We start from the raw sequence: 24,754 nt of genomic DNA on the forward strand, positions 1-24,754 counted from the left end.
ATTATAGTGCAGCTGCGGCTGAGTCCATCGGGCGACCGCGATAGAATGCCCAGTCCCCTCGTATTCAAGGCTCTTCATGCCCGCTCGACTCCGGATCCTGTGGACATGGCTCCTGTTCGGGCTGCTGGCGGTGGTCGCGATCGGTGCCAACCCCTTTCGTGGCCAGACCACGACGCCGGTCGAGCTGTTGGCGAGCTATCCGGCCTGGGGCTCGGCGGTGCCGAAGGCGGAGGTGCGCCATCCGCAGCGTTCGGATGTCCTGGATGCCCGCCTGCCGCAGTGGACCTTCGCGCGCAACGAGTTGCGGCAGGGGCGGCTCCCGCTGTGGAACGATGCCTCGGCCGGCGGTGACGCGGCGCTGCTGAAGCTGACCTCGGGACTGTTGAGTCCTGCGTTCGGGGTGTTCGCCGCCGCGCCATCCGCCGCGCTGGGGCTGTATTTGGCCGTGCTCCTCAACCTGACCCTCGCCGGGGTCGGCATGTACTTCTTCCTGCGGCGTCACGTTGACCGCCTGCCGGCGGGCTTTGGCGCGGTGATGTTCCAGTTCTGTGGCTTCATTGCCGCCTGGCTGTTCTGGTCGCACACCCTGGTGCTGCTATGGGCGCCGTGGCTGCTGCTGGCCGTGGATTCGGCCATCCGGTCGCCGCGGCCGCGAGCGGTCGTCGGAGTGGCTGCGACGACCGCGCTCGTGCTCTGTGGCGGCTTCCCGTTCGTGAGTCTGCTCGTATTGGGCGCGGCGGTGCTTTATGCGCTGATGCTGTCGGTGGCCGTCTCCGCGCACGAGCGGTCGCTCACCGGTTGCCTCAGGCGAACGGCACGGGCCGGCGTGCCGGCCGCGGTCGGCATGGCATTCGGGTTCCTGCTGGCCGCGATTCCGCTGGCCGTGTTCATTGGCTGGCTGGGCCAGTTCGACACCAGCGCGCGCGCGAGTGGAAGCCCGCTGCGCCTGGCTACGCATTTCGGGCTGTTCTTCCCGGGGGCCGCGTTCGACAAGCCCCAGGTCGAGTCGGCCATGTACGTCGGTGCGGTGGGTTTCGTGCTGGCGCTTGCCGGTTTCGCCCTGGTGTGGGTGCGCAGGCAGGGGGCCTTCCTGCTCGGCCTGTTCGCGCTGCTGCTGGGGCTGGTGGCCGTGGTACTGGTGTTCGGCCTGGTGCCTCCGTCCCGGCTTGCCTGGGTCCCGGGTTTGTCCGGCAACGCCTGGTCGCGTGCCATATCCATCCTGGGGCTGGCGCTGGCCATGTCGGCGGCGGCGGTCCTGCACAAGCTCGGACAGGCCCTGCGGCATCGGCCGGCGCTGCGGGAGGCACCGGTGGGCGTGGTGATCCTGGCGCTCCTGTGCTGGCAGGTGGTGGACCAGATCCGCTACTTCCGCCAGTTCAACGGGCCGGCGCAGGCCGCGCACTACTATCCGCGCACACCGGCGATCGACCATGTTCTGGCCCACAAGGGCCCGTTCGACTACGTGATCGCCGACAACAGCCACCTGATCGCGGGCACCGTGGGTGCCTATGGCCTGCGCGAGTGGTTCGCACACCGCTTCCGTTCGGAGGCGCTGCGGGAGCAGCTGGCCAGGATGGCCAACAACCCGTTCGTCACGCCGACCGCGTCCGCGGTCCGCGCCAACGACATCCGGCTCGACGCGGACGAACTGGCGTCGATGAACGTCCGCTACCTGATGGTCAGCCAGAAGACCGGGCTGGGGCGTGCGCTGGTGGGCGTGCGCAGCGGCCAGGCCATGCAGCCGCTCGCGGACCTGCCCGGGTCGGGTCCTTGGGTGCAGCCCTTTGCGCTGCGCAGGCCGTTCGAGCTGGCTTCGCTGCGGATCCGCGTCGGGACCCACCAGGCGACCGACATCGACGGGGCGGTGGAAGTGGTCCTGCGCGAGGAAGAGGGCGGTGCCGAGGTCGCGCGCGGCCGGGTCGATGCCGGCGATGCGCGTGACAACGAGTACCTGACCGTGCCGTTCGAGGGCGACCACATACTGCCGGCGGGACGCTACACCTTCGACGTCGCCTACCAGCCGGGCGCCGCCGGGCGCCCGTTGACGGCGTGGACGGGCGAGGTCGATCCGGAAAGCTCCGTCAGGCAGGTACAGGTCGGTGGCGCGCCGTCAGGGCGGGTGATCGACTTCGTGCTCGCGTCGAGCGCGCGTCCGGCGCATTTCCGCAAGGTCTTCGAAGGCTCCTACAGCGACGTCTGGGAAAACACGCGCAGTCCCAACGGGCCATACTTCGTTGCGGACGGTGCGACCTTGCCGGGCCCTGGCAGCGATGCGGTGGACATCCTTGAATACCGGCCGTCCAGATTCACCCTCGCATACACGGGCGAGGCCGCCGGCCACATCGTGGTCCCCATGGAGGCAACCCGGCGATGGCGTATCACGGTCGACGGGGTCCGGGTTGAACCCGGGCGGTTCGCCGGCGTGCTGCCTGCCGTGCCGGTGGCCGGCCCGGCGCGCATCGAGTTCAACTACCGGGCGATCGCGGCCGGACCGCTGCTCGCCTGGTTGGCCACGGTCGGGCTGGTCTGCGCCGGTCTTGTCGCATGGGGTCGCAGGACGAAGGCATGGCCGGTACGTTCGATCGAGTCAGGGGGCACGGCATTCCCCTGGGCGCGGAACATGCTTGCCGGTGCGCACCGTGCGCGGGCGCCCAGCCCGGGTGCGGCTTCCGGTGCCACGGCGCCAGCCGGAGCGGAGGGGCGGTTGCAGCTGCCGTTGCCGCGCAGCGTCTGGCTGGCAACGGCCACTTGGGTGTGCCTGCTGGCAGGCTGGTCGCTGCTGCTCCCCGTCTATCGATCAGCCGACGAGGCCTGGCACGTGGGGGCGGTGAGACATCTCCAGGAGCAGGGTGACTGGCCCGGATTCAAGGAGCTGAGACTGCAGCAGAACGTGGTCCGGAGCATGCGCCATGCCGGCCTGCCTAAGGGGCCGAACCACTATCCGCGCCTGGAAGCGGATGACGCGGTCGCACGCGCGGATCGGCCGAGTTTCGACGCGATTGGCGAACCTTTGCCGTCTGGCGCCAACAACCAGATGTCGCAGCATCCACCCGGGTATTACCTGCTGGCGGCCGCCGCGACCTCGGTCATTCCAGCGGGCTGGCGTTTCGACCTCTTCGTGCTCGCCCTGCGCCTGTTCGGCGTGGCCCTGATGGCGGGGTTGCCGTTGCTGGCGGCGCTGGCGGTGCGCCGCCTGGGCGGCGACCGGCCGGCCATGGCCGCAGCCGCACTGGTTCCGTTATGCATCCCGCAGTTGGCTGCGATCAGCGGCGCGGTGAACAACGACAGCCTGCTCAACATCGTCTGCGCGGTGGTGGCGTTGGGCGTGGTGACCGTCGCCACCGGCGACGCGCGCCATCGCACGGCGTGCTGGGTCGGCATCGCCTTGGCGCTGGCCCTGTTCTCGAAGGCCTGGGCCCTGCTGCTGGTGCCGTTCGTGGGCCTGGCCTACCTGGTGGGTGCCTGGCGCAGCCGGGCATGGACCCGGTATGCGATCGCACTCGGGATCGTCGCCGCGCTGTCCGCACTCGGCGGATGGTGGTGGCTGGCCAACCTGCTCAAGTACGGCACGATGCAGCCTGCCGGGCACGTCCCCCTGCTCCAGGACGGCCCGCTGACATTCGGGGGCGACGGGATGCGCTGGCTGCGCGTACTGTCCGAGCGGCTGCCGACCCGGTTCTGGGCCACGCTCTCGATCAAGCCCGGCATGCCGTTCCCGCTGTGGATCACCGGTACCGCCAGTGTGATCCTGCTCGCCGGGATCACACTGCTGCTGGTGCGGCGGCGCAGCTTCGCCGGGCGCCGCGCGGACGCGCTGCTGCTGGTGGGACCGTTCCTGCTGGGCCTGCTGGTACTGCTCGACAGCACCTGGGGGCTTTTCGCCCGCACCGGTATCCCGGCGGGCATCCAGGGCCGTTACCTGTACTTCGCGATCGCGGGCGTGGCTGCGGGGCTGGCCCTGGCGTTCGCCGCAAGCCTGCCGGCCAGGATGCGCGGCTGGTTGCCGGTCGTGCTGTGGGCCGCATTCGCGCTGTTCGCGGGTACGGCGATGGCCAAGGTACTGGGTGCGCACTGGGGCGCGGCCGGGGCATCCCTGGGCGTGCGCTGGGAGGCGTGGCTGGCCTGGGCGCCGGCACCGCCCTGGTTTGTCGCCATGGTGTTCGTGGCCCTGGCCGGGAGCGCGGTCGCGTTGCTCGCGGTGCTGCTGCGCGACGCGTCGCGGCCGTCGGGCCAGCCGGCGGCTTGATAGAATTGCGCGCCTTCGGGTCCGGGCCGAGCGTCCGGACCGCCCCTGACCCTGTTACCGGAGGTTCCGTGGCCGCCAGCGCCTATTCGATCATCGCCGCGACCCTGTCCGGAAACCGCGGCGCCGAAGCCATGCTGGAAACCGTGGTCGGCCGCCTGCGCGCGGATCGCGCGGACCTGCATTTCCACGTCTTCACCTATTACCCCGAAGACGATCGCCGCCTGGTCGTGGACGATCCGGCGCTCAGCCTGCACAGCTCGACACCGGCAGCGCTGGTGCTGCGCCTGTTCCCGCTGGCCCTGCTGTTCGGCCTGCTGAAGAAGCTGTTCGGCGCCGGCGTGCTGCGCCATGCCCCGGCCGACATCCGCGGCCTGGCGGAGTCGACGGCCCTGGTCGACCTGGCCGGCGTGGCCTTCATCGACGGGCGCGAGAAGTTCCTGCCGTTCAACACCCTGACCCTGCTGCCGGCCTGGTTCCTGGGCACGCCGATCGTGAAGATGCCGCAGGCCACCGGCCCCTACCGGAACGGTGCCAACCGCACCCTGGCCTCCCTGGTGCTGCCGATGTGCCGGATGCTGTGGGCCCGCGGCGCGCGCACGCGCGAGCACCTGGAAGGCTCGGGTTTCAAGGGCCTGCGCTTCGCCCAGGCCGACGACATCGCCTTCAACCATCGCGATGCCTACAGCCTGACCCGCGACGGCGGCCCGGCGCTGGACGCGCGCTTCGCCGAGATGGAGGCGCTGCGCCCGGGCGAGGGCGGCGGCATCATCGGCATCTGCCCGAGCTCGGTAGTGGCGGTGCAGTCGCGCAAGTCAGGCGGCAACTACGAGCAGGTGCTGTCGGTGCTGGTGTCGGAACTGCTCAACGCCGGGCACGCCGTGGTGCTGTTCCCCAACGCCACGCGCGCGGCCGCCGGCGACGCCGAGCGCAACAACGACCTCCCGGTGATCCGCCGCGTGCGCGACGCCGTCGGCAGCGAGAGCCGGCTGCTGGCCTTCGACCTCGACATGAACACCGCGCAGATCAAGCGCGTGATCCGCGGCATGGACGCAGTGCTGGTGTCGCGCTTCCACGCCATGGTCGGCGCGCTGTCGCTGCAGGTGCCGGCGGCGGTGCTGGGCTGGAGCCACAAGTACGCCGAGGTGATGGCGCGCTTTGGCCTGGAAGGCAACGTCATGGACTACAAGGCGATGTCGGCGGCCGACCTGCGCGCCAGCGTGCAGCGCGTGTACGAGCAGCGCGAGGCGATGCGCGCGGCGATCGCCGCGGCGCTGCCGGAGGTCAAGGCCTCGGCCGACCGCCCGGTGGCGGCGCTGCTGACGCCGTCGCTCGGCGCCGATCTTGCGTAACCGGCTGGTCTTCGCCGCGAAGTGGCTCTGGGTGGCGGCCGTGCTGGTCGCCGCTGCGGTGATCATCGCCCGCTCCTGGGACGACATCGCGGCCATGCTGCGCACCCTGGGCTGGGGCTGGATCGCGTCCAGCCTGGTGCTGACCGCGGCCGCCAAGCTGTTCCTGGGGATCAACGCGCACGTGGCCGCGCGCCGCTGCGGCATCGACATCGGCTTCGTCGACGCCTTCCGGCTCTACAACCTCAGCCAGCTGGGCAAGTACCTGCCGGGCTCGATCTGGCAGTTCATCGGGCGCGCCGCGGCCTACCGCCACCTGGGGGCGCAGTACGGCCCGATCCGCGACGCCCTGGTCTGCGAGAGCCTGTGGATCGTGGCCGGCGCCTCGGTCGTGGGCGCGGTGCTGACCGGGCCGGCGCTGGTGGGCATCCTCACCGGCAGCCTGTCGGCGTTCGTGGCCTGGTGGCTGGGGATGGGCTTCGGCCTGGCGCTGGTGGCGGTGGCGGTTGCGGCGATCTGGAAGCGCGCGCTGCTCACGCGCTACGCGCGCCTGGCCTGGCCGCCGCTGCGCGCGGTGGCGGCGCAGGCGGGCATCTGGCTGCTGCTGGGCCTGGGCTTCTGGGTGCTGGCGCGCGGCTGCGGCCTGGACGTGGGCCCGGTGTTCGCGATCGGCCTGTTCGCCGCCGGCTACGCGGTCGGCTTCATGGTGCCGATCGCACCGGCTGGCCTGGGCGTGCGCGACGCGATCCTGACCCTGGGCCTGATGCCCTATGTCCCGGCCGGCGAGGCGCTGGCGGTCACGGTGATGGCGCGCATCGTCTACCTGGTGGTGGACCTCGCGCTGGCGCTGGGCCAGGACGGGGTGTTCGCGCTGCTGGGCCTGCGCCGCGTGGAGCGGGACGCCTGAGTCCGGGAGGCGCTCAGCGCCCCAGGTCGTTCCAGCGCCGGATCACGTCCAGCGACTTCTTCTCCGAGTACGCCACCAGCCCCTCCGGATCCGGATAGCCGATCGCGATCAGCATGATCACGCGCTCGTCGTAGTCCAGGTTGAGCGCCTTCTGCATCTTCGCTTCCAGCGGCTCGAAGTCGGGCCAGTTGATGACGCTCGAGGCCAGGCCCAGGGTTTCCAGCGCGAGCATGAACGGCATCGCCGCCAGCGCGCTGTCGACGTAGATGACGTGGCGGTCGCGCGGGCTGAAGTAGTGGTTCAGGCTGCCCACCACCACGGCGATCGTCGGAACCTGGTGGCCGTAGCCGGCGGCGCCGAACGGGATCGCGGCGACCTGCTTCACCATCTCCGGGTCGTCGAAGATGCGGAATTCGTAGGGCAGGCGGTTGCAGGCCGAGGGGGACTGGCGGCCGACCAGCAGCGCCTGGTCGACCAGCTCGCGCGGCACCGGGCGCTGTTCGAACCAGCGCACCGAGCGCCGGCGCTGCGCCAGCGACAGCAGGTCCTCGTAGCTGGCGCTGCTCTGCGCGCTGTCGGCGCGGCGGTAGGGCACCTTGCCGTTGTCGTCGGGGTTGAACTGCGCGCGGGTGGCCTCGTAGCGCGCCTTTGCGCCGGCGACCACCGGGTTCGCGCCGTCGACGATGGAGAAGTAGCTGCCGAGCACGCCGTAGGCCCAGGTCAGCTCGCCGATGTCGCCGTCGGCGCCGTCGGCGTGCTGGCGGGTGGCGCGCTCGTAGAACTCGATGGTCTCGACCAGGTAGTCGAGCGCGAACACCGGGCGCCGCGGCTGCATCAGGATGCCCTTCTCCAGCCGGTGCACGTTGCGCCGCAGCTCGGTGCGGGTGGCGCGGACACGGCCCAGGTTGCGGTAGTAGTCGCGGCGGCCGCGCAGCACCGCGAATTGCTCGCGGTTGAACGAGGGGATGCTGAGCACGCTGTAGACCAGCGAGAACAGGCGGTTGGCCGCCAGCACCTCGAGCACGGCGCGCAGGGTGCCTTCGTAGGCGCGGCGGACCCAGACGATGGCGAGGAGTTGCTTGGCGATGAGCTTGAGGCGGTTGAGCATGCGGGAGGCGCTGGCCCGGCGGATGCCGGACGGGGCATGGGAGGGGAGGGGGCGTGCATTTTGCCAGACATCGGGTCCGGATCCGGTTCCAGACCGGGCGGCCATTGTCCCAAGGTCCCCTGTCGTGGCCACCTGCGGCGGCTAGAATGGGAATCCTGTTCATCCAGGGCTCCATGACATGGTCCAATCCGCGAACACCGCGGCCCCGGCCGGCAAGGTCCACGCCGACGCGGCCTCCGCCCTTGCCGACATCGTCGCCGACGGCCAGACCCTGGCCGTCGGCGGCTTCGGCCTCTGCGGCATCCCCGAGGCGCTGATCGCCGCGCTGCGCGACTCCGGCGTCAAGGGGCTCACCGCGATCTCCAACAACGCCGGCGTGGACGGCTTCGGCCTCGGCCAGCTGCTGGAGACCCGCCAGATCCGCAAGATGATTTCGTCCTACGTGGGCGAGAACAAGGAGTTCGAGCGCCAGTACCTGGGCGGCGAGCTCGAGCTCGAGTTCAACCCGCAGGGCACCCTGGCCGAGCGCCTGCGCGCCGGCGGCGCGGGCATCCCCGCGTTCTTCACCGCGACCGGCTACGGCACGGTGGTGGCCGAGGGCAAGGAGACCCGCGAGTTCGACGGCAAGCACTACGTGCTGGAGACCGCGCTCACCGCCGACGTGGCCCTGGTCAAGGCCTGGAAGGCCGACCGCGCCGGCAACCTGGTGTTCCGCAAGACCGCGCGCAACTTCAACCCGGCCTGCGCCATGGCCGGCAAGGTCTGCGTGGCCGAGGTCGAAGAGCTGGTGGAGGTGGGCGACATCGATCCCGACCAGGTCCACCTGCCCGGCATCTACGTCGACCGCATCGTGGTCAACGCCACCCCCGAGAAGCGCATCGAACAGCGCATCGTGCGCGAAGGAGGCAAGTGATGGCCTGGACCCGCGACCAGATGGCGCAGCGCGCCGCGCGCGAGCTCTCCGACGGCATGTACGTCAACCTCGGCATCGGCCTGCCGACGCTGGTGGCCAACCACATCCCCGAGGGCGTGGACGTGTGGCTGCAGTCGGAGAACGGCCTGCTCGGCATCGGCCCCTTCCCGACCGAAGACGGGGTCGACGCCGACCTGATCAACGCCGGCAAGCAGACCGTGACCGCGCGCGCCGGCGCGAGCTACTTCGGCAGCCATGATTCCTTCGCGATGATCCGCGGCGGCCACATCGACCTGGCGATCCTGGGCGCGATGGAGGTCACCGACAAGGGCGACCTCGCCAACTGGATGGTGCCCGGCAAGATGGTCAAGGGCATGGGCGGCGCGATGGACCTGGTGGCCGGCGTCAAGCGCGTGGTGGTGCTGATGGACCAGTGCACCAAGGCCGGCGACTCGAAGATCCTGCCCGAATGCACCCTGCCGCTGACCGGCGTGGGCGTGGTGGACCGGATCATCACCGACCTGGCGGTGTTCGACGTCACGGAAGCCGGCCTGGAGCTGGTGGAGATGGCCGAGGGCGTCGACGAGGCCCTGCTGCGCCAGCGGACCGGAGTGCCGTTCGCGCCCTTGGTGGGCTGAGGAGGGCGCTGAAGGGGCGCCGGACGGACAGTGCTGCAAGCCTGGAAAGGCAAGCGTACTCTTGGGGACCCAGCCCAAGGAGTGCCGGCCATGTCCAACCGTCTCCCTTCCGCCTTATCAACGGGGTTTGTCGCCATGCTTCTGGCGGCATGTGCCCCTGAATCGCCCTTTGCCACGGACTCGCGCGATGCGGCCGAACGTGGGGCGACCCTCGCCGCTGCAGTTGCCGGGGCACAGGCACCCGGAGCCGCACCCGCCATCCTGGGTGCGGGGATGGCTGCCGATAGCGTGCAAGTGCCGGTACCGCTCCGCAGCCAGGATGCCATCGCGTCCCACGTCGATCGCGGCGACCTGGTCGGTTACGACCGCGTGCGGCCTCTCCAGCGCCAGGGCGGCCATACCTTCCACCCGGTCAGGGTGAGCGAAGCCCACGCACTGGCGGCCATCAGCACGGGCGTCCTGCACCTGACCGGCCCGGATGGTCGCAGGGTGGATCTCAGCTACGAGCGCCACGTCGAGCATCCCAGCGGCGACTGGAGCTGGATCGGTCGGGACCAGAACGGCATCGAGGGCATCCTGACCTTCGGCGACAAGGCCGTGTTCGGCGTTCTTCCCTATGGCCACGACGACATGCTGCGGCTGACGACCCATGCTGGCCAGACCTGGCTGGCGACCACGGCCAAGGGCGTGCTCTCGCCGCTGCAGCAGCGAATCCGTGCTGGGCTGGTGGGTCCCGACTACCTGGTGCCGAAGGCGGACGCGGCCGTCTCCATGACCGGGACGGAGGCCGAGGCTGCGCAGGAGCTTGTCGATGGCCTGCCGATCGATACGGCGGGAATCTCTGCCGAAAGAGCGCCGGGGGACGTCAACATCGACGTGCTGCTGGGTTATACGGCCGGCTTCGCCAGCATGATGGGCGGCACATCCCAGGCGCAGACCCGCCTCAACCATCTCATCACCGTGGGCAACCAGGCCTTCGTCAACAGTAGCGTGGCGGTCACCCTGCGGCTTGTTGGCACCATGCAGGTCGGTTACGCGGACACGGGCAGCAACCAGACCGCGCTGGAGCAGCTCACCGGTAGCAATGGGACGTCCAATGTGACAGTTCCGGCATCGCTGCGACCGCTGCGGGAGGCCCGAGAGACCCGTGGGGCGGACCTGGTGGCGTTGGTCCGCCGATTCCGCGACTCCGACCACGACGGTTGCGGAATCGCCTGGCTCATCGGCGGTGACCGCACCGCGATCCAGCCTGGCCACGAAGCCTATGGCTACGCGGCGATCAGCGATTCCAACGGCATGCAGGCGCCCGACAACGGCCATTTCTGCCGCGACGAAACGCTGGTTCACGAGATTGGACACAACATGGGTTCGCACCACGATCGCGAATCGGCGATGGATGAAGACAGCGGTGAACAGGAATACGGCCGCTATGCCTATTCCTTCGGTCTGAAGACCACTGCCGCGAACGGCAATTTCTACACCGTCATGGCGTATGGCGACGCTGGCCAGGCCGCGTGGCGAATCTTCTCCAACCCGCAGTCCACCTACTGCGGCGGTCGTGCCTGTGGCGTCGCCAACCAGGCCGACAACGCCAGGAGCCTGCGCAGTACGGCGCCGATCATCGCGGCGTTTCGTGCTGTCGTGAATCTGAACCAGGGCCCGCACCTGTATGCGATCAAGCGCAACGGTCGAACCAGCACCGAACTGCACATCCTGAGCGGCGCGCACTCCTACACCCGGTTCCAGCGGCAACTGTCCACCGCGTTGGCCCGGACCGGAAACGGCTATGGCTGGGCCTTCAGGCTTGGCGACTACAACCTCGACGGAGTCCAGGATCTCTACGCCATCAAAAAGAATGGAGGCTCGGGCAAGACGGAAGTGCATGTGCTGAACGGTGCCAGCAATTTCAAGACCTTCCTGCTGCAGACCACGACCCTGCTGCATTCCACGGGTACGGACACGCGCTGGCAGTTCGATCTGGCCGATTACAACGGCGATGGACGCCTCGACCTCTATGCGATCAAGCGGATGGGGGGGAGTGGAAAGACCGAGATCCACATACTGAGCGGAGCGAGCAAGTTCAAGAACTTCCTGCTTCAGGCCACCACAGCGTTCAGTGGCACCGGCTCCGACCTGGGGTGGAAGTTCGAGGTGGGTGACTACAACGGTGACGGCAGGGCTGATCTGTATGCCATCAAGCGCAATGGTGGAAGTGGCAGAACCGAGGTCCACGTGCTCAATGCGGCGAGCCGTTTCAAGAACTTCCTGCTCCAGACGCCCACGCTTCTGCCCAGCACGGGCCGGCTTGACGATTGGGACTTCAAGCTCGGCGACCTCAATGGCGACGGGCGCCTGGATCTCTACGCCATCGAAAAAATGGGCCCGGGAACGACCATGGTCCACGTGATCGACGGCAACAGCCGGTACAAGGAGTTCCTGCTCAATGGCGCGACGCCGCTGAACCCCACGGGAAGTGACGGTGCCTGGCAGTTCGAACTGGTCGGACCCTGAGGGTTCGCTTGCAATATGAGGGATAAAGGGCCGCAGCAGCGGCCCTTTTCCATTTCCGGGCACATCTGGGGTCGCTGCGGCTGCGATAGAATACGGGTGGCCTCGGCCACCCGTCGTCTCGCTTGTGCGCTTCATGGGCATCGGGCCGACACACCACCCTCGAAACCGATCGCCCATGCCAGAACAGACTTCCTCCCGCGCCCATGGCGCAATCCTGCCCGCGCATCCGTCGCACGGGGGCACGAGGTTCCTTCCCGAGATCCAGGCGCTGCGCGCATTGGCGGTGATGCTGGTGGTGGTCTTCCACCTGTGGCCGCAGACGCTCACTGGTGGTTACGTCGGCGTCGACGTCTTCTTCGTGATCTCCGGATTTCTGATCACGTCGCACCTGATGCGCGAGGTGGAGCGCACCGGCACTGTCGTGCTCACACGGTTCTGGGCGCGCCGGATCGCGAGACTGCTGCCGGCCGCGCTGCTGGTGCTCGCGGTGACCCTGGCGCTGGTGCTGGCGTTCATGCCCCGCACGCTCTGGCAGCAGGCGGCCTCGGAAATCGGCGCCAGCGCGTTGTACCTGCAGAACTGGCTGCTGGCTTTCAACGCTATCGACTATTTCGCGGCGGCGGACGATCCGTCACCGGTGCAGCACTACTGGTCGCTGTCGGTCGAGGAGCAGTTCTACCTGGTGTGGCCAGTGGTCGTGGTCGCCATGGCGGCATTGGCACGCGGCAAGCCTGGCTCCGCACGCCATCGTCTGATCCTGGCCGCGATCAGCGCGATCTTCGTCCTGAGCCTCGCCTATTCGGTGTATGCGACAGCCAATGATCGCAGCTTCGCTTACTTCTCGACGTTTACCCACGCCTGGGAGTTCGCTGCAGGCGGTTTGCTCGCGCTGCTTGCTTCGGACCGTGCCGCCGGTGCTGGTTGGCGACTGCCCGCGTTGTTGCGGGCGCTTCTTGGCTGGGCTGGCTTCTTCGCGATCTTCGCCTCGGCGGTTGTATTCACAGGTGAATCGGCGTTCCCGGGGTGGATCGCGCTGCTCCCGGTCGCCGGTGCCATCGCCTGCATCGCTTGGGGCGATGCGGGTAAACGATGGGACATCGCATCGGTGCTCTCGCTGCGGCCGGTGCAGTTCACCGGCGACGTGTCGTATTCGCTGTATCTGTGGCACTGGCCGGTCATTGTCCTGTTCCCCTATGTGTTCGACATCGAGGCGACGGACGCTCACAAGTGGTTGATGCTGGCGGCATCCATGCTGCTTGCCTGGGCCACCTACGCGCTGGTGGAGAATCGCTTCCGCTGGTCGCCGTCGGGTACGTCGCGTCGGAAGCCGGTGTATGCGTTCGCGGCAGTTGTGCCGGCGCTGCTGGTGGCTGCCTGCTTCATGACGTGGCGGGATGTTGATGTCGAAGCCAGGCGTCAGGGCATGGCCGTGACCGGAGTCGACGGATCGTGCGTCGGTGCGGCGGCTGCGATGCCCGGGAACCATTGCCCGGATTCGCATCTCCTGTCAGACCTGGGGCAGGCGTTGGCGGCCAGGAATGACAAATCAAAGGAGTGGCTGGCTACACGTGCCAGAACCGATCCGGATTTCAAGGAGCGTTGTGCGTTGGACACAGTGGGCGGTATCTCGGTGGGTGCATGCAGGGTCGGGCCCGACCGCGCCGACGCCATCATGGATATCGCGCTGGTGGGTGACTCCCATGCCGGGCACCTGCTGGTTCCGCTGTCGATCCTTGCCAAGGAGCACGGTTGGAACATCGTGCTTTACCAGAAGACGTCCTGCCGTGCGGCCACGCCTACCTACCAGTCCGGTGTCCCGGCCGAAAGTGAGGAGGACTGCGTGGACTGGAAGCGGCGCGTCATCGAGTACCTGGCGGTCAACGACCGCGTCGACCTGGTGGTGACCTCGAACGCGGCGCGGCGCTACAACTTCACCGACGCCCCGGACAACCACCGGAACATCAGCGAAGGTTTTCGCAATGCGTGGCGGCGATGGCGCGAGGCCGGAAAGCGTGTGCTGGTGATTTCCGACGTGCCGTTGTCATACACCCCGGAAGGCGACCGGGTGAACGTGCCGACCTGCATCTCCAGGTCCGGCCAGCTTGAGGATCCTTGCGCGATTCCTCTCAAGGTAGCCGCGGCGCCGGATCCGATGACGGTCGCCGCTACCGGCAACCCGGACGTGGAGTTCCTGGATTTGACGCCGTTCTTTTGCGACGACACCACTTGCCACTTCGTGGTCGGTGGAATGGTCACGCATCGAGATGACAACCACATCACTCCGACGTTCAGCGCCTCCCTTGCGCCATTCATCGAAGCGGCCGTAGCGAGAGCAATGCGCTGAGGTCGTGTGCGCGGACCGTGCCCGGCTGGGCACGGTCTGCGTACCTGCGTACCCGGCTCTTCAGCCCAACGCTGCCTCGAGCTCCGGCAGCACCTGGAACAGGTCACCCACCAGGCCGATGTCCGCGATCTCGAAGATCGCCGCGTCCGCGTCCTTGTTGATCGCCACGATCGTACCGGCGTCCTTGATGCCGGTGAGGTGCTGGATCGCGCCGCTGATGCCGATGGCCACGTACAGCTCCGGGGCGATGATCTTGCCGGTCTGGCCGACCTGCATCTCGTTGGGGCAGTAGCCGGCGTCGACCGCGGCGCGCGAGGCGCCCACCGCCGCACCAAGCCTGTCGGCGAACTTGTAGATCACGTCGAAGTTCTCGGCCGAGCCCACGCCACGGCCGCCGGAGACCACGCGCTTCGCGCTCTGCAGGTCGGGGCGGTCGGAGCTGCCGGCGGCCAGGCCGACGAAGCGGGTGTGCGAGGGCAGGGTGGCCTCGACGCTGGCGGCCTCGACCGCGGCGTTGCCGCCCTTGCCGGCTTCCTTCCACGACGCCGTGCGCACGGTGGCCACCACGGTCTGTCCGGCCGGGGCCTCGACGGTGACGATGGCGTTGCCGGCGTAGATCGGGCGCTTGAACGTGTGTTCGCCCTCGACCGACATCAGGTCCGACACCTGGGCCACGCCCAGCAGCGCGGCCACGCAGGGCATCAGGTCCTTGCCGAAGGTCGAGCTGGGGCCGAAGACGTGGCTGTAGCCATCCGCCAGCTTCGCCACCTGCGGTGCCAGTACCTGGGCGATGGCGTTCGCATTGGCGTCGTTGGCCACGGTCAGCACGCGGGCGACACCGGCGATCTGCGCGGCCTCGGCGGCGACCGCGGCCGGGTCGGCCGCCAGCACCACGATGTCGATGGCCTCGGGCGACAGCGCCTGCGCGGCGGTGACGCACTTGGCGGTGGAACCGTTGAGCCTGCCGTCGGCGTGTTCGGCGACGATGAGTACCTTGGCCATCAGAGCAACCCCTTGTCCTTCAGCGCGGCGACGAGTTCGGCCGCATCCTTCACCATCACGCCCTTGCTGCGCTTCGCGGGCGCCGCGTACTGCGTGGTCTTCAGGCCTTCGCCGGCCTCGACGCCCAGGTCGGCCCAGGCGATGGATTCCATCGGCTTGGACTTGGCCTTCATGATGTCGGGCAGCTTGATGAAGCGCGGCTCGTTCAGGCGCAGGTCGGTGGTGACCACGGCCGGGAGGTCGACTTCCAGCGTCTCCAGGCCGGCGTCGACCTCGCGGGTGACGGTGGCCTTGCCGTCGGCGACCTCGAGCTTCGAGGCGAAGGTGGCCTGCGGGCGGCCCCAGATCGTGGCCAGCATCTGGCCGGTCTGGTTGGCGTCGTCGTCGATGGCCTGCTTGCCGAGGATCACGATGTCCGGCGACTCCTTCTCCACCAGCTTCAGCAGGGCGCGGGCGGCGGCCAGCGGCTGGACCTCCTGGCCGGCCTCGGTGACGACGTGGATGGCGCGGTTGGCACCCATGGCCAGGCCGTTGCGCAGGTGGGCCTGGGCGTCGGCGGGGGCGATCGTGGCGACCACGACCTCGGTGGCGATGCCCTTGTCGCGCAGGCGCAGGGCCTCTTCCAGCGCGATCTCGTCGAAGGGATTGGCCGAGAGCTTGACGCCCTCGGTGACCACGCCGGAGCCGTCCGGCTTGACCTGGATGCGGACGTTGTAGTCCACCACGCGCTTGTAACCGACGAGGATCTTCATCGAATGGAATTCCTTGTGGGGAGCGCCCCGGCATGCAATCTGGCGGAGGGCGGAAACAGGAATTTTAGCGGTTCCTGTGGTCCCGGGCGAGCGGGAGCCCCGCGGCGGTGGCGCGGCCGGATGCTAACCTTCCGCGCTGCATCGCAAGGAGCAGCACATGCCGGGCGTTTCCGCCGCAAGTGATCCAGCAGGCTCGGTCGGGGCGGGCCCTGCGGCGGGTGCACGCCTGACGGCGATCGATTGGGCACGGGCCCTGCTGGTGCTGTTGGCCCTCCTGGTCGCCTACCGGCTGGTGCCAGGCCAGATCCCGAACGCCCAGTTCATTGTCGCCGATGCCGCCTACGCCGAATGCCTGCACGCCAGTGCCGGACAAGGGCGTCCGGGCTGCGCGAACACGGGCTATCCGGCCGGTGCGCCGAAACCGTTCGGGTTGCCGGTCAACATGCTGGCGGCTGCGCTGTTCGCTGCCGATGACGTGGTATCGATGGCGGAGATGCGACTGCTCTATGCAGCCGTCTTCGTACTGGCCTTCCTGCTCGCCTGGCGGCTGTTCACGCGAATCGCGGGCGGTGCCCGACTGGGGCTGCTCGGGGCCGCGCTGTTCCTGCTCGCGCCGGCGCTGCACCTGCAGTCCAGCTTCGGCGTGCTGCAACTGGGCATGGCGCTGCTGCCCGGCTACCTGCTGGCCGACGCATGGCTGATGCGGGCTATCGGCGCGCGCCGCCAGGGCTGGAAGGCGGCGTTGCCGCGGCTCGCCGGAGTCGTGCTGCTGGTGTGCTCGGTGCGCGTGTTCTCCCTGTTCCTCGACGGGTATTCCTTCCTGCTGGCCACGCTGCTGTCGGTGTCGTGTTTCGTGGCGTCCGCGCTGCGGCCGGGCATGCGGGCGGATGCGCTCGTGGCGCTGGCGCTGTACGTGGCAGCCAGCGGCGCGGCCGCCGCCGCGTATCGCGGCTACCTCGGCGCCGGAGCGCTGGGGGTGATGCCCGTGGACTTCTTCCGCGGCGCGGGGGTCGATGTGGCGACGATGCTCCTGCCGCTGCAGTGGCAGGGCGGCTGGGGCCTGCTGGGACTGGGGCTCGATATCACCCCGGAGATGACCTGGGGCGGGCGTTCGGGCCTGCTCGGGGTCTTCATGGGCGTATCGAGCGTGGTCGCGGCGGTGGTCCTTGCCTGGTGGTGGGCGAGACGGCGCATCCGCATCGAACCCCTGGCCGCGGGAATCCTGGCGGCGGGCCTGGTCGCGATGCTGCTCTCGCTTGGACCGTCGCTGAAGTTCATGGACTTCAAGCCGCGCGATCCGGCGCTTGCCGGCGCAACGCTGGGCAAGCGCATGATGCCGGCCGAGGCCGCCGGCCCGAGCCTGCACACGGCCTGGATCTACCAGAACGTCCCGGGCATCCGCAACGCACGGGTGCTCGCGCGCTGGCAGGTGGTGACGCGGATGGCGTGGGTGGTAGCGGTGCTGCTGGTCGCAGTCCGTCTCGTGCAAGGGGGGCGCCGTGGCAAGGTCGCCGCCGCCGCGTTGCTGGCGCTGGCCCTGTTCGAGGTGTTTCCGGATCCGCGCGCGAACGCCGGCACGGGCAGGGCGGCGCTGGAGCGCGCCGAGACCATCCACGGCGAGTATTCGGCCGCCTTCGCCAGCGGCCTGGTCCGCGACGAGCGGGTGCTGCTGCTGCAGCTGCACGATGCACACGGCAGGAACGAGTACTCGAGCAATACCCTGTGCGTGCGCGCCCGGGTGCGGTGCTACAACACAGGCGGGGACAAGGCTTCGGTGATCGTGCGCAGGCAGTGGCCGCAGCCGATCCTCGAGGCGGTGCGCGGGCGCCACGTCGAGCGGAATCTTGCGGAGGCGTTCGACGGCGACCTGCTGGACGTGGTGGCGGTCCCGTACTTCGACCTGCGTGACGTGGTCTATCCGCACGTGGTGAGGGATGTGCCCCGGGACCAGGTCCGCCAGCGCGCGGAGGTCCTGGCCGGAGAGGCAGGCCTGGACATCGTCCACGGCACGCATTTCTCCTACCTGCGGCGGCGGCCCTGACCGTTCGACCTGGGCCTGCGCGGCGGGGCGGGCCTCAGAGGTTCTGGTAGTTCGGCCCCGCACCACCCTCCGGCGTCACCCAGGTGATGATCTCGTAGGGATCCTTGATGTCGCAGGTCTTGCAGTGCACGCAGTTGGCCGCGTTGATCTGCAGGCGCTTGCCGGTGTTCGCGGGGCCGTCGGGATCATCAACGATCTCGTAGACGCCGGCCGGGCAGAAACGGGTGCAGGGGTTGCCGTATTCCTCGGCGCAGCGGGTCACGCAGACCTCGGTGTCGTGCACCAGCAGGTGCACGGGCTGGTCCTCGTCGTGCTCGGTGGCGGCGAAGTAGACGCCGGCCAGGCGGTCGCGCGGGGCCAGTTCGCGCGGGCCCCAGTCGCGCTCCGGCTGCTCCTGTTCGCCAAGCTTGTCCAGCGACGACCAGTCCGGCGTGACTTTCAGCGTCCACGGCGTGCGGCCGCCGAGCGCGGTCTCCAGCGCGGCGTTGCCTAGGCCGAACCACAACCCCTTCTTGAAGCCGGGCTTGATGTTGCGCACCGCGCGCAGCTCGCGCATGGCGTCGGAGTCGCGCAGCTTCGCGTCGAAGCCCTCGGGCGCGAGCGCGCCGGCCGCCAGGTGCTCGGCGGCGAGCATGCCGCTGCGGATGGCCTGGTGGGTGCCCTTGATCTTGGGCACGTTGAGCAGGCCGGCGGTGTCGCCGATCAGCAGCGCGCCGGGCATCTCCACCTTCGGCAGCGACTGCCAGCCGCCGGTGACGATGGCGCGCGCGCCGGCGGACAGGATGCTGCCGCCTTCGAGCAGCGGCTTCACCGTGGAATGGTTCTTCCACTGCTGGAAGGCCTCCCAGGGCTTGTAGTCCGGATCCTTGTAATCGAGGCCGCTGACGTAGCCCAGCGCCACCTGGTCGTTCTCCAGGTGGTACAGGAAGCTGCCGCCGTAGGTGTGGCTGTCGGCGGGCCAGCCCAGCGAATGCACGATCTTCCCGGGCTGCGCGCGGCCGGGGGGCAGCTGCCACAGTTCCTTGATGCCGATCGAATACGCCTGCGGGTCGCTGTCGGCGTCGAGCCTGAAGCGCTTGACCAGGCGCTTGGTGAGGTGGCCGCGCGCGCCCTCGGCGAGCACGGTGACCTTGGCGTGGATGTCGATGCCGGCGGTGTAGCCGGGCTTCTGCGAGCCGTCGCGGGCGATGCCCATGTCGCCGATGCGCACGCCGGTGACGCGGCCGTCGGCGTCGTGCAGGGTCTGCGCGGCGGCGAATCCGGGGTAGATCTCCACGCCCAGGGCCTCGGCCTGCGGCGCCAGCCAGGCGCACATCGCGCCGAGGCTGACGATGAAGTTGCCGTGGTTGCGCATGCCCGGGGGCACGACGGGGAATTTGCGGCCGCCGTCCTTCGTCAGGTACCAGAGCTCGTCTTCGGTCGCGGGCACGCAGATCGGCGGCGGGTTGTCGCGCCAGCCCGGGAGCAGGGCGTCGAGCGGTTCCGGCTCGATCACCGCGCCCGACAGGATGTGGGCGCCGATAGTGCTCGACTTCTCGATCACGCAGACCGAAATGTCGGGATCGAGCTGCTTCAGCCGGATCGCGAAGGCCAGGCCGGCGGGGCCGGCGCCGACGGTGACGACGTCGTACTCCATGACGTCGCGCTCGGGCTCGGGCACCTCGACGGTGGCGTTGGGGTCTGCTTGCGGATTCATGCTGGCGGCCCGTGCGGCAAAGTACGGATTGTCGCGGCTGGAGCCGCGCGCGGCAAACCGGCGCGGTTCCCGATGCTTCCGCTCAGTTCGTGGCGGTGCGCGCGTGGGCCTCGCCGGCTTCGAGCGTCCAGCCGGCCACGTCGCGTCCCAGGGCCTCCAGCGCGCGGGTGTAGGCCTCGGCCACGCTGCCGACGTCGGTGGCGGCCGCCGGCTCGGCGATGGTGAAGGTGCGCGAGGCGACGATGCCCTGCGCGCGGGCGTGCAGCAGCTTGGCGTGCAGCTCGATGGTGGCCTTCGGGTTCGTGCCGCCGGCGTAGTCGGCCTCGAAGCGTCGCAGGTCGAGCAGCAGGCGGTAGTCCGGCGCGGTGCCGCTGCCGCGGCGGGCGACGCCGGGGATGTGCCCGGAGTCCTCCAGCGTGCGCAGGATCACGTCCTCGACCATGTCCGAGGGCGCGCGCGCCCAGCTGGCGCCGCCGTAGACCTGCAGCTCGCCCGGTACCGGGCGCACGGTGATGCGGAAGGTGTCGACGGTGCGCGATGCGGTCGGCGGGTTGATCGCCAGCTGCCAGTCCACGCGCGGCCAGGCGGCTTCGGCCTGCACCCGCGGGTCGGGCGAGTAGATCGAGCCGCGCTCGCGCTCGCCGCCGCCGCCCAGGAGCGAGCAGGCGCCCAGCAGCAGCGCGGATGCGGCGATGGCGGCGCGGGCCAGGAAGAGGGTCGGCTTCATTCGGGTTCGAACTCCTTCGGGGCGTCGCGGCCAAGCAGGTAGCGGGCGGGGTTGGAATCGAAGCGGTCGCTGATCCGGCGCAGGTCGCGCACCAGCGAACGCAGCTCGGACAGGGTCGGCCCGAGCTGGGCCAGGCCGTCATTGGCGAAGCTGTTGATGGCGTTGCGGTTCTCGCCGAGGATCGCGTCGGCGCTGTTGGCGGCGGAGTCGACCCGCGCCAGCGTGGATTCCAGGCGCTCGACCATGCCCGGCAGCTTCTGCACCAGCTCGCGGTCGATGCCGCTCATGGCGCGGTTGGAGGTTTCCACCGTCTCCACCAGCTTCTCGCTGGCCACGCGCGCGTTGGTGATCAGCGAAGCCAGATCCTCGCGCTGCCCGGCCACGGCGCCGGTCATGCCTTCGATGTGCTCCAGCGTGGCCGCGATGCGGGCCACGTTCTCGTCGCTCAGCACCTCGTCCAGGCGCGCGACCAGGCGGTTGGCGGTGTCGGCGATGTTCTGCAGCGCCGAGGCCTCGGTCAGGATCACCGGGATGTCCTCGCCGCCGCGCACGGTGAGCCGCGGCGCTTCCGGGCTGCCGCCGGTGAGCTGGATGAAGGTGGCGCCGGTGAGGCCGGTCATCGACAGCTTGGCGCGGGTGTCGACCTTCACCGGCACGTCGGCATGCACCCGGATCCGCGCCACCACCCGGCGCGGGTCCTGCGGCGCCAGCGACAGCGAATCCACCGTGCCCACGCTGATGCCGTTGTACTGCACCGCGCCGCCCTCGGTGAGGCCGGTGACCGGCTCGTTGAAGACCACGTGGTAGGCCTGCCAGTTGCGGTCGCTGGAGTATTTCGCCGCCCACAGCCCGAACAGCAGCATGGCCACCGCCACCAGCAGGGTGAAGACGCCGATCAGGACGTAGTTGGCCTTGGTTTCCATCGCTCAGGTTTCCACGGCGGCGCGTTCGCCCGCCTCTCGTGCCGCGCGGCCGCGCGGGCCGTTGAAGTAGTCCTGCACCCAGGGGTGGTCCAGGCGCTCGATCTCGTCGAGCGTGCCGGTCGCCACCACCTTGCGGTCGGCGATCACCGCGATGCGGTCGCAGATAGCGTACAGGGTGTCCAGGTCGTGGGTGATGATGAACACGGTCAGGCCCAGCGCCTGGCGCAGGGTCAGGATCAGCCGGTCGAAGGCCGCCGCGCCGATCGGATCCAGGCCCGCGGTGGGCTCGTCCAGGAACAGCAGCGGCGGATCCATGGCCAGCGCCCGCGCCAGTCCCGCGCGCTTGCGCATGCCGCCCGACAGCTGCGAGGGCAGTTTGTTGATCGAGTCCGCCGGCAGGCCGGCGAGCTTGACCTTGAGCAGGGCGAGTTCGCGTCGCAGTCCGTCGGAGAGCCCCGGGTGGTGCTCCTTCAGCGGCACCTCGACGTTCTCGCCCACGGTCAGCGACGAAAACAGCGCGCCGTCCTGGAACAGCACGCCGGTGTTGCGCTCGATGTGCTGGCGGTGGGCGGGATCGGGCGAGCGCGCGTCCACGCCCAGCACTTCGATCGTGCCCTCGTCGGGCGTGCGCAGGCCGAGGATCGAGCGCATCAGCACCGACTTGCCGGTGCCCGAACCGCCGACCACGCCGAGGATCTCGCCCTGGCGCACGTCCAGGTCGAGGCCTTCGTGCACCACCTGGGGGCCGAAGCGGTTCACCAGCCCGCGCACGCGGATGACCGGCTGCGCGCCGTCGCCGCGCGCGCTCACCAGCCCACCTGCATGAACCAGATCGCGGCCACCGCATCGAGCAGGATCACCAGCGAGATCGTCTGCACCACGCTGGAGGTGGTGCGCTCGCCCAGCGACTGCGCCGTGCCCTGCACCTGCAGGCCCTCCAGGCAGCCGATCAGGCCGATCACCAGCGCGAACACCGGCGCCTTGGCCATGCCCACCAGGAAATGCCGCAGCTCGATGGTCTCGTCCAGGCGCACCAGGAAGGCCTGCGGCGGGATGCCGACCTCGAACGCCGCCACCGCCATGCCGCCGAGCAGGCCGGCAACCATGGCGATGAAGGTCAGCAGCGGCAGCATCACCAGCAGCGCCAGCAGGCGCGGGATCACCAGCAGTTCGATCGGATCCAGGCCGAGCGTGCGGATGGCGTCGACTTCCTCGCGCGTGACCATGATGCCGATCTGCGCGGTGAAGGCGCTGGCGGTGCGGCCGGCCAGCAGGATGGCGGTGAGCAGCACGCCGAACTCGCGCAGGAAGGCGATGCCGACCAGCTCGACCACGAACAGGGTGGCGCCGAACTCGGCCAGGATGGTGGAGCCGAGGAAGGCGATCACCGCGCCGACCATGAACGAGAGCAGGGCCACCAGCGGCATCGCGTCCAGGCCGACCTGCTCCATGTGGTGCACGGTCGAGGTGACTCGCAGGCGCCTTGGCTGGCGCGCGATGCGGCCGAGCTTGACCAGGCTTTCGCCGAGGAAGCTCACCAGGGCCACGATCTCGCGGCCGTTGACGTGCATGGTCTCGCCGAGCCGGGCGAGCGCCGCGGCTACGCCGTACTCGCGGCGCTTCTTCGGGCGGTCGTCGGCCACGTCCTCGATCGCTGCGACCAGCGCGAGGTGGTCTTCGCGGAAGCCGAGCGCGTCGTCGGGCATGCCGCGGCGGTGGACGAAGCGCAGCAGCTGCAGCACGCCCAGGGTGTCCAGGCGCTCGATCCCGGTGGCGTCCACAGCGGCCGCGCCGTCGGGCGCGGAGGCCAGCGCCGACGACACATTGCCGGCGTGGTCCAGCGTCCAGCTGCCCGACAGGCGCAACGTCTCGCCGTCGATGTCGAGTGTCGGGGGGCTGGTGGGGGCCTTGGGCATCGCCGAAGGATACCGAACACGGCGTCGCGCGCGCGTGCGATCCTTTGCGCATGTCGCGCCCGTTCCCCCAGGAAGCCTACGCCGCCCGCATCGCCTTCATGGTCGAGCTGGCCGAACACCTGCACGCCTACGGCACCACCGGCCCGCGCCTGGAAGGCGCGCTGGACCAGGTCGCAGCACAGCTGGGCCTGGAGTGCGAGGCCTGGACCAACCCCACCGGCATGGTGCTGTCCTTCAGCGACCCCATGCGTCCGCCGGGCGACGGCGATGCCACGCGCGTGATCCGGATGCCGCCGGGCGAGAACGACCTGGGCCGGCTGTGCGAGGTCGACCGCATCGCCGAAGACGTGCTCGCGGGGAGGATGGACCTGGGCGAGGGCCATGCCGCGATGCGCGCGCTCGACCGGCCGCCGAGCCGGCGGCAGAACCTGATGCAGGTGCTGGGCTTCGGCCTGGTGGCAGCGGGCGTCGGCGGCCTGCTGCGCCTGCCCTGGCTGGACATCGCCACCGCCAGCATGATCGGCCTGATCATCGGCGTGCTGCAGGTGGCCGCGCGGTCGCGGCCGCGGCTGCGCGAGGCCGGCGACGCGGTGAGCGCGGTGGTCGCGGCGACGATCACGATCCTGGTCGCGGCCTTCGTCGCGCCGCTGAACCTCAATACCGTGATCATCTCGGCGCTGATCGTGCTGATGCCGGGCCTGGCGCTGACCAACGCCGTCAACGAGTTGACCAGCCAGCACCTGGTGTCGGGCACGGCACGCTTCTTCGGCGCGGTGACGACCATGATCATGCTCACCGTGGGCACGATGGTGGCGATGGTGGCCGCGTCGATGCTGGGCATCGAGCCGCAGGTGCGGGCCTGGCGGCCGCAGCCGGACTGGGTCGAGTGGTGCGCCCTGGCGCTGTCGGCGTTCGCGTTCGCGGTCCTGTTCCGCGCCAAGCGGCGGGACTACGCGCTGGTGGCCGCCGCCGCGGTGACCGGCTACCTGGTGTCCCGGCTGGTCGGCCAGGCCTGGGGCAGCGAGGTCGGGATCTTCGTGTCGGCGCTCGTCATCACCGTCGCCGGCAACGGCTATGCACGCTGGGCCTCGCGCCCCGGCGCCCTGCTGCGGGTGCCGGGCATCATCCTGATGGTGCCCGGCAGTTCCAGCGTGCGCACCCTGATCACCTCGGTGCAGCAGCAGGACCTGGCCGTGGGCCAGAGCGCCGCGATGGCGGTGGTCAACATCCTGCTGGCGATCGTGGCCGGGCTGATCTTCGGCAACCTGCTGCTGCCTGCGCGGCGGAGTCTCTAGCCGATCAGGAATTCCTCGGGCTTGCGGCCCTTCGCCACTTCCTCGGCCAGCCAGCGCGGCTGCTTGCCGCGGCCGGTCCAGGTCTGCTCGGGGTTGGCGGTGTTGCGGTACTTCGGCGGCACCTTGGTGCCGGCGGTCTTGCGCGGCGCGCGCGCCGGCTTGGCGATGCGGCCCTGGGCGGCGGTGCCGAAGAGCTCGTCGATGGTGTAGCCCTCGGCCTTGGCCAGGGCGGTCAGGCGCGAGCGCACGGTGCTGAGCGGCTTGCGCTTCTTGAGCACGGTCTTGCGCTTCTTCGCCTTGGTGATCAGCGAGTCGAGTTCCTTGGCGGACAGGGTGTTGAGGTCGATGGCCATGCTGTCTCCGGTGGGGTGGGTGTGCCGGGGTCCGGC

18 protein-coding genes are annotated in these 24,754 nt (G+C 69.5%); 9 read left to right on the forward strand and 9 right to left on the reverse strand.

The genetic code is table 11. The annotated features are described in order from the left end of the window. Nucleotides 1-76 precede the first annotated feature (76 nt). From E2170_RS02025 to E2170_RS02035, 3 genes are all read left to right on the forward strand, one after another. A complete protein-coding gene (locus tag E2170_RS02025) occupies nt 77-4,246 on the forward strand; it encodes a glycosyltransferase family protein (RefSeq protein WP_132998977.1) in 4,170 nt (1,389 codons plus the stop codon). 68 nt (nt 4,247-4,314) lie between these two features. Next, on the forward strand, nt 4,315-5,595 hold the full coding sequence (locus E2170_RS13745) for a polysaccharide pyruvyl transferase family protein (protein WP_165942127.1): 1,281 nt from the start codon (nt 4,315-4,317) through the stop codon (nt 5,593-5,595). Further along, nucleotides 5,588-6,499 carry a lysylphosphatidylglycerol synthase transmembrane domain-containing protein gene (locus E2170_RS02035; protein WP_165942128.1) on the forward strand — a complete coding sequence of 304 codons (912 nt, stop codon included), beginning with the start codon at nt 5,588-5,590 and terminating at the stop codon, nt 6,497-6,499. The genes E2170_RS13745 and E2170_RS02035 overlap by 8 nt, the downstream gene beginning before the upstream one ends. Nucleotides 6,500-6,512: 13 nt before the next feature. On the opposite strand, the gene E2170_RS02040 is transcribed toward E2170_RS02035, so the two are convergent. After that, nucleotides 6,513-7,607, reverse strand: a complete 1,095-nt coding sequence (locus tag E2170_RS02040; protein WP_132998980.1) for a nitroreductase family protein — start codon at nt 7,605-7,607, stop codon at nt 6,513-6,515. Nucleotides 7,608-7,785: 178 nt separating this feature from the next. Here E2170_RS02040 and E2170_RS02045 point away from each other — a divergent pair, with 178 nt between their 5' ends. The 4 genes from E2170_RS02045 to E2170_RS14115 all read left to right on the forward strand — a co-directional run bounded on the left by E2170_RS02045 (nt 7,786) and on the right by E2170_RS14115 (nt 14,013). After that, nucleotides 7,786-8,520, forward strand: a complete 735-nt coding sequence (locus E2170_RS02045; protein ID WP_132998981.1) for a CoA transferase subunit A — start codon at nt 7,786-7,788, stop codon at nt 8,518-8,520. Then, nucleotides 8,520-9,158, forward strand: a complete 639-nt coding sequence (locus tag E2170_RS02050; RefSeq protein WP_132998982.1) for a CoA transferase subunit B — start codon at nt 8,520-8,522, stop codon at nt 9,156-9,158. Before E2170_RS02045 ends, E2170_RS02050 begins: the two co-directional genes overlap by 1 nt. 90 nt (nt 9,159-9,248) lie before the next feature. Beyond that, nucleotides 9,249-11,669, forward strand: a complete 2,421-nt coding sequence (locus tag E2170_RS02055; protein ID WP_132998983.1) for a reprolysin-like metallopeptidase — start codon at nt 9,249-9,251, stop codon at nt 11,667-11,669. Nucleotides 11,670-11,844: 175 nt separating this feature from the next. After that, nucleotides 11,845-14,013, forward strand: a complete 2,169-nt coding sequence (locus tag E2170_RS14115) for an SGNH hydrolase domain-containing protein (protein WP_165942129.1) — start codon at nt 11,845-11,847, stop codon at nt 14,011-14,013. Nucleotides 14,014-14,073: 60 nt separating this feature from the next. Here the strand turns inward: E2170_RS14115 and E2170_RS02065 are convergent, their stop codons facing one another. Both E2170_RS02065 and E2170_RS02070 read right to left on the reverse strand, forming a co-directional pair. Beyond that, nucleotides 14,074-15,015: an electron transfer flavoprotein subunit alpha/FixB family protein gene (locus E2170_RS02065; RefSeq protein WP_132998985.1), complete on the reverse strand. Its 942-nt coding sequence runs from the start codon at nt 15,013-15,015 to the stop codon at nt 14,074-14,076. Beyond that, a complete protein-coding gene (locus tag E2170_RS02070; protein ID WP_132998986.1) occupies nt 15,015-15,767 on the reverse strand; it encodes an electron transfer flavoprotein subunit beta/FixA family protein in 753 nt (250 codons plus the stop codon). The genes E2170_RS02065 and E2170_RS02070 overlap by 1 nt, the downstream gene beginning before the upstream one ends. Before the next feature lie 157 nt (nt 15,768-15,924). On the opposite strand from E2170_RS02070, the gene E2170_RS02075 reads away from it, so the two are divergent. After that, nucleotides 15,925-17,808, forward strand: a complete 1,884-nt coding sequence (locus E2170_RS02075) for a hypothetical protein (protein ID WP_132998987.1) — start codon at nt 15,925-15,927, stop codon at nt 17,806-17,808. Between the two features lie 34 nt (nt 17,809-17,842). On the opposite strand, the gene E2170_RS02080 is transcribed toward E2170_RS02075, so the two are convergent. The 5 genes from E2170_RS02080 to E2170_RS02100 form a co-directional block, all read right to left on the reverse strand. Next, entirely contained in the window at nt 17,843-19,504 is a 1,662-nt protein-coding gene (locus E2170_RS02080) for an electron transfer flavoprotein-ubiquinone oxidoreductase (protein WP_132998988.1), read from the reverse strand. An 82-nt stretch (nt 19,505-19,586) separates the two neighbouring features. Beyond that, nucleotides 19,587-20,231: an ABC-type transport auxiliary lipoprotein family protein gene (locus E2170_RS02085; RefSeq protein ID WP_132998989.1), complete on the reverse strand. Its 645-nt coding sequence runs from the start codon at nt 20,229-20,231 to the stop codon at nt 19,587-19,589. Then, nucleotides 20,228-21,154 (reverse strand): MlaD family protein, encoded by a 927-nt coding sequence (locus E2170_RS02090; RefSeq protein WP_132998990.1) that lies wholly within the window; start codon nt 21,152-21,154, stop codon nt 20,228-20,230. The genes E2170_RS02085 and E2170_RS02090 overlap by 4 nt, the downstream gene beginning before the upstream one ends. A gap of 3 nt (nt 21,155-21,157) precedes the next feature. Then, nucleotides 21,158-21,967 (reverse strand): ABC transporter ATP-binding protein, encoded by an 810-nt coding sequence (locus tag E2170_RS02095; RefSeq protein ID WP_425477834.1) that lies wholly within the window; start codon nt 21,965-21,967, stop codon nt 21,158-21,160. Next, complete coding sequence (locus E2170_RS02100; RefSeq protein ID WP_132998991.1) at nt 21,961-23,070, reverse strand: MlaE family ABC transporter permease; 1,110 nt, start codon at nt 23,068-23,070, stop codon at nt 21,961-21,963. The genes E2170_RS02095 and E2170_RS02100 overlap by 7 nt, the downstream gene beginning before the upstream one ends. 50 nt (nt 23,071-23,120) lie before the next feature. Between E2170_RS02100 and E2170_RS02105 the strand changes: the two genes are divergently transcribed. Then, on the forward strand, nt 23,121-24,365 hold the full coding sequence (locus E2170_RS02105) for a threonine/serine exporter family protein (protein ID WP_132998992.1): 1,245 nt from the start codon (nt 23,121-23,123) through the stop codon (nt 24,363-24,365). On the opposite strand, the gene E2170_RS02110 is transcribed toward E2170_RS02105, so the two are convergent. Then, on the reverse strand, nt 24,362-24,718 hold the full coding sequence (locus tag E2170_RS02110; RefSeq protein ID WP_132998993.1) for an H-NS histone family protein: 357 nt from the start codon (nt 24,716-24,718) through the stop codon (nt 24,362-24,364). The two genes, E2170_RS02105 and E2170_RS02110, sit on opposite strands and share 4 nt — an antisense overlap. Between the last annotated feature and the right edge of the window lie 36 nt (nt 24,719-24,754).

This window comes from Luteimonas arsenica, from assembly GCF_004352825.1.
In the GTDB taxonomy this organism is placed as follows: Bacteria; Pseudomonadota; Gammaproteobacteria; order Xanthomonadales; family Xanthomonadaceae; genus Luteimonas; species Luteimonas arsenica.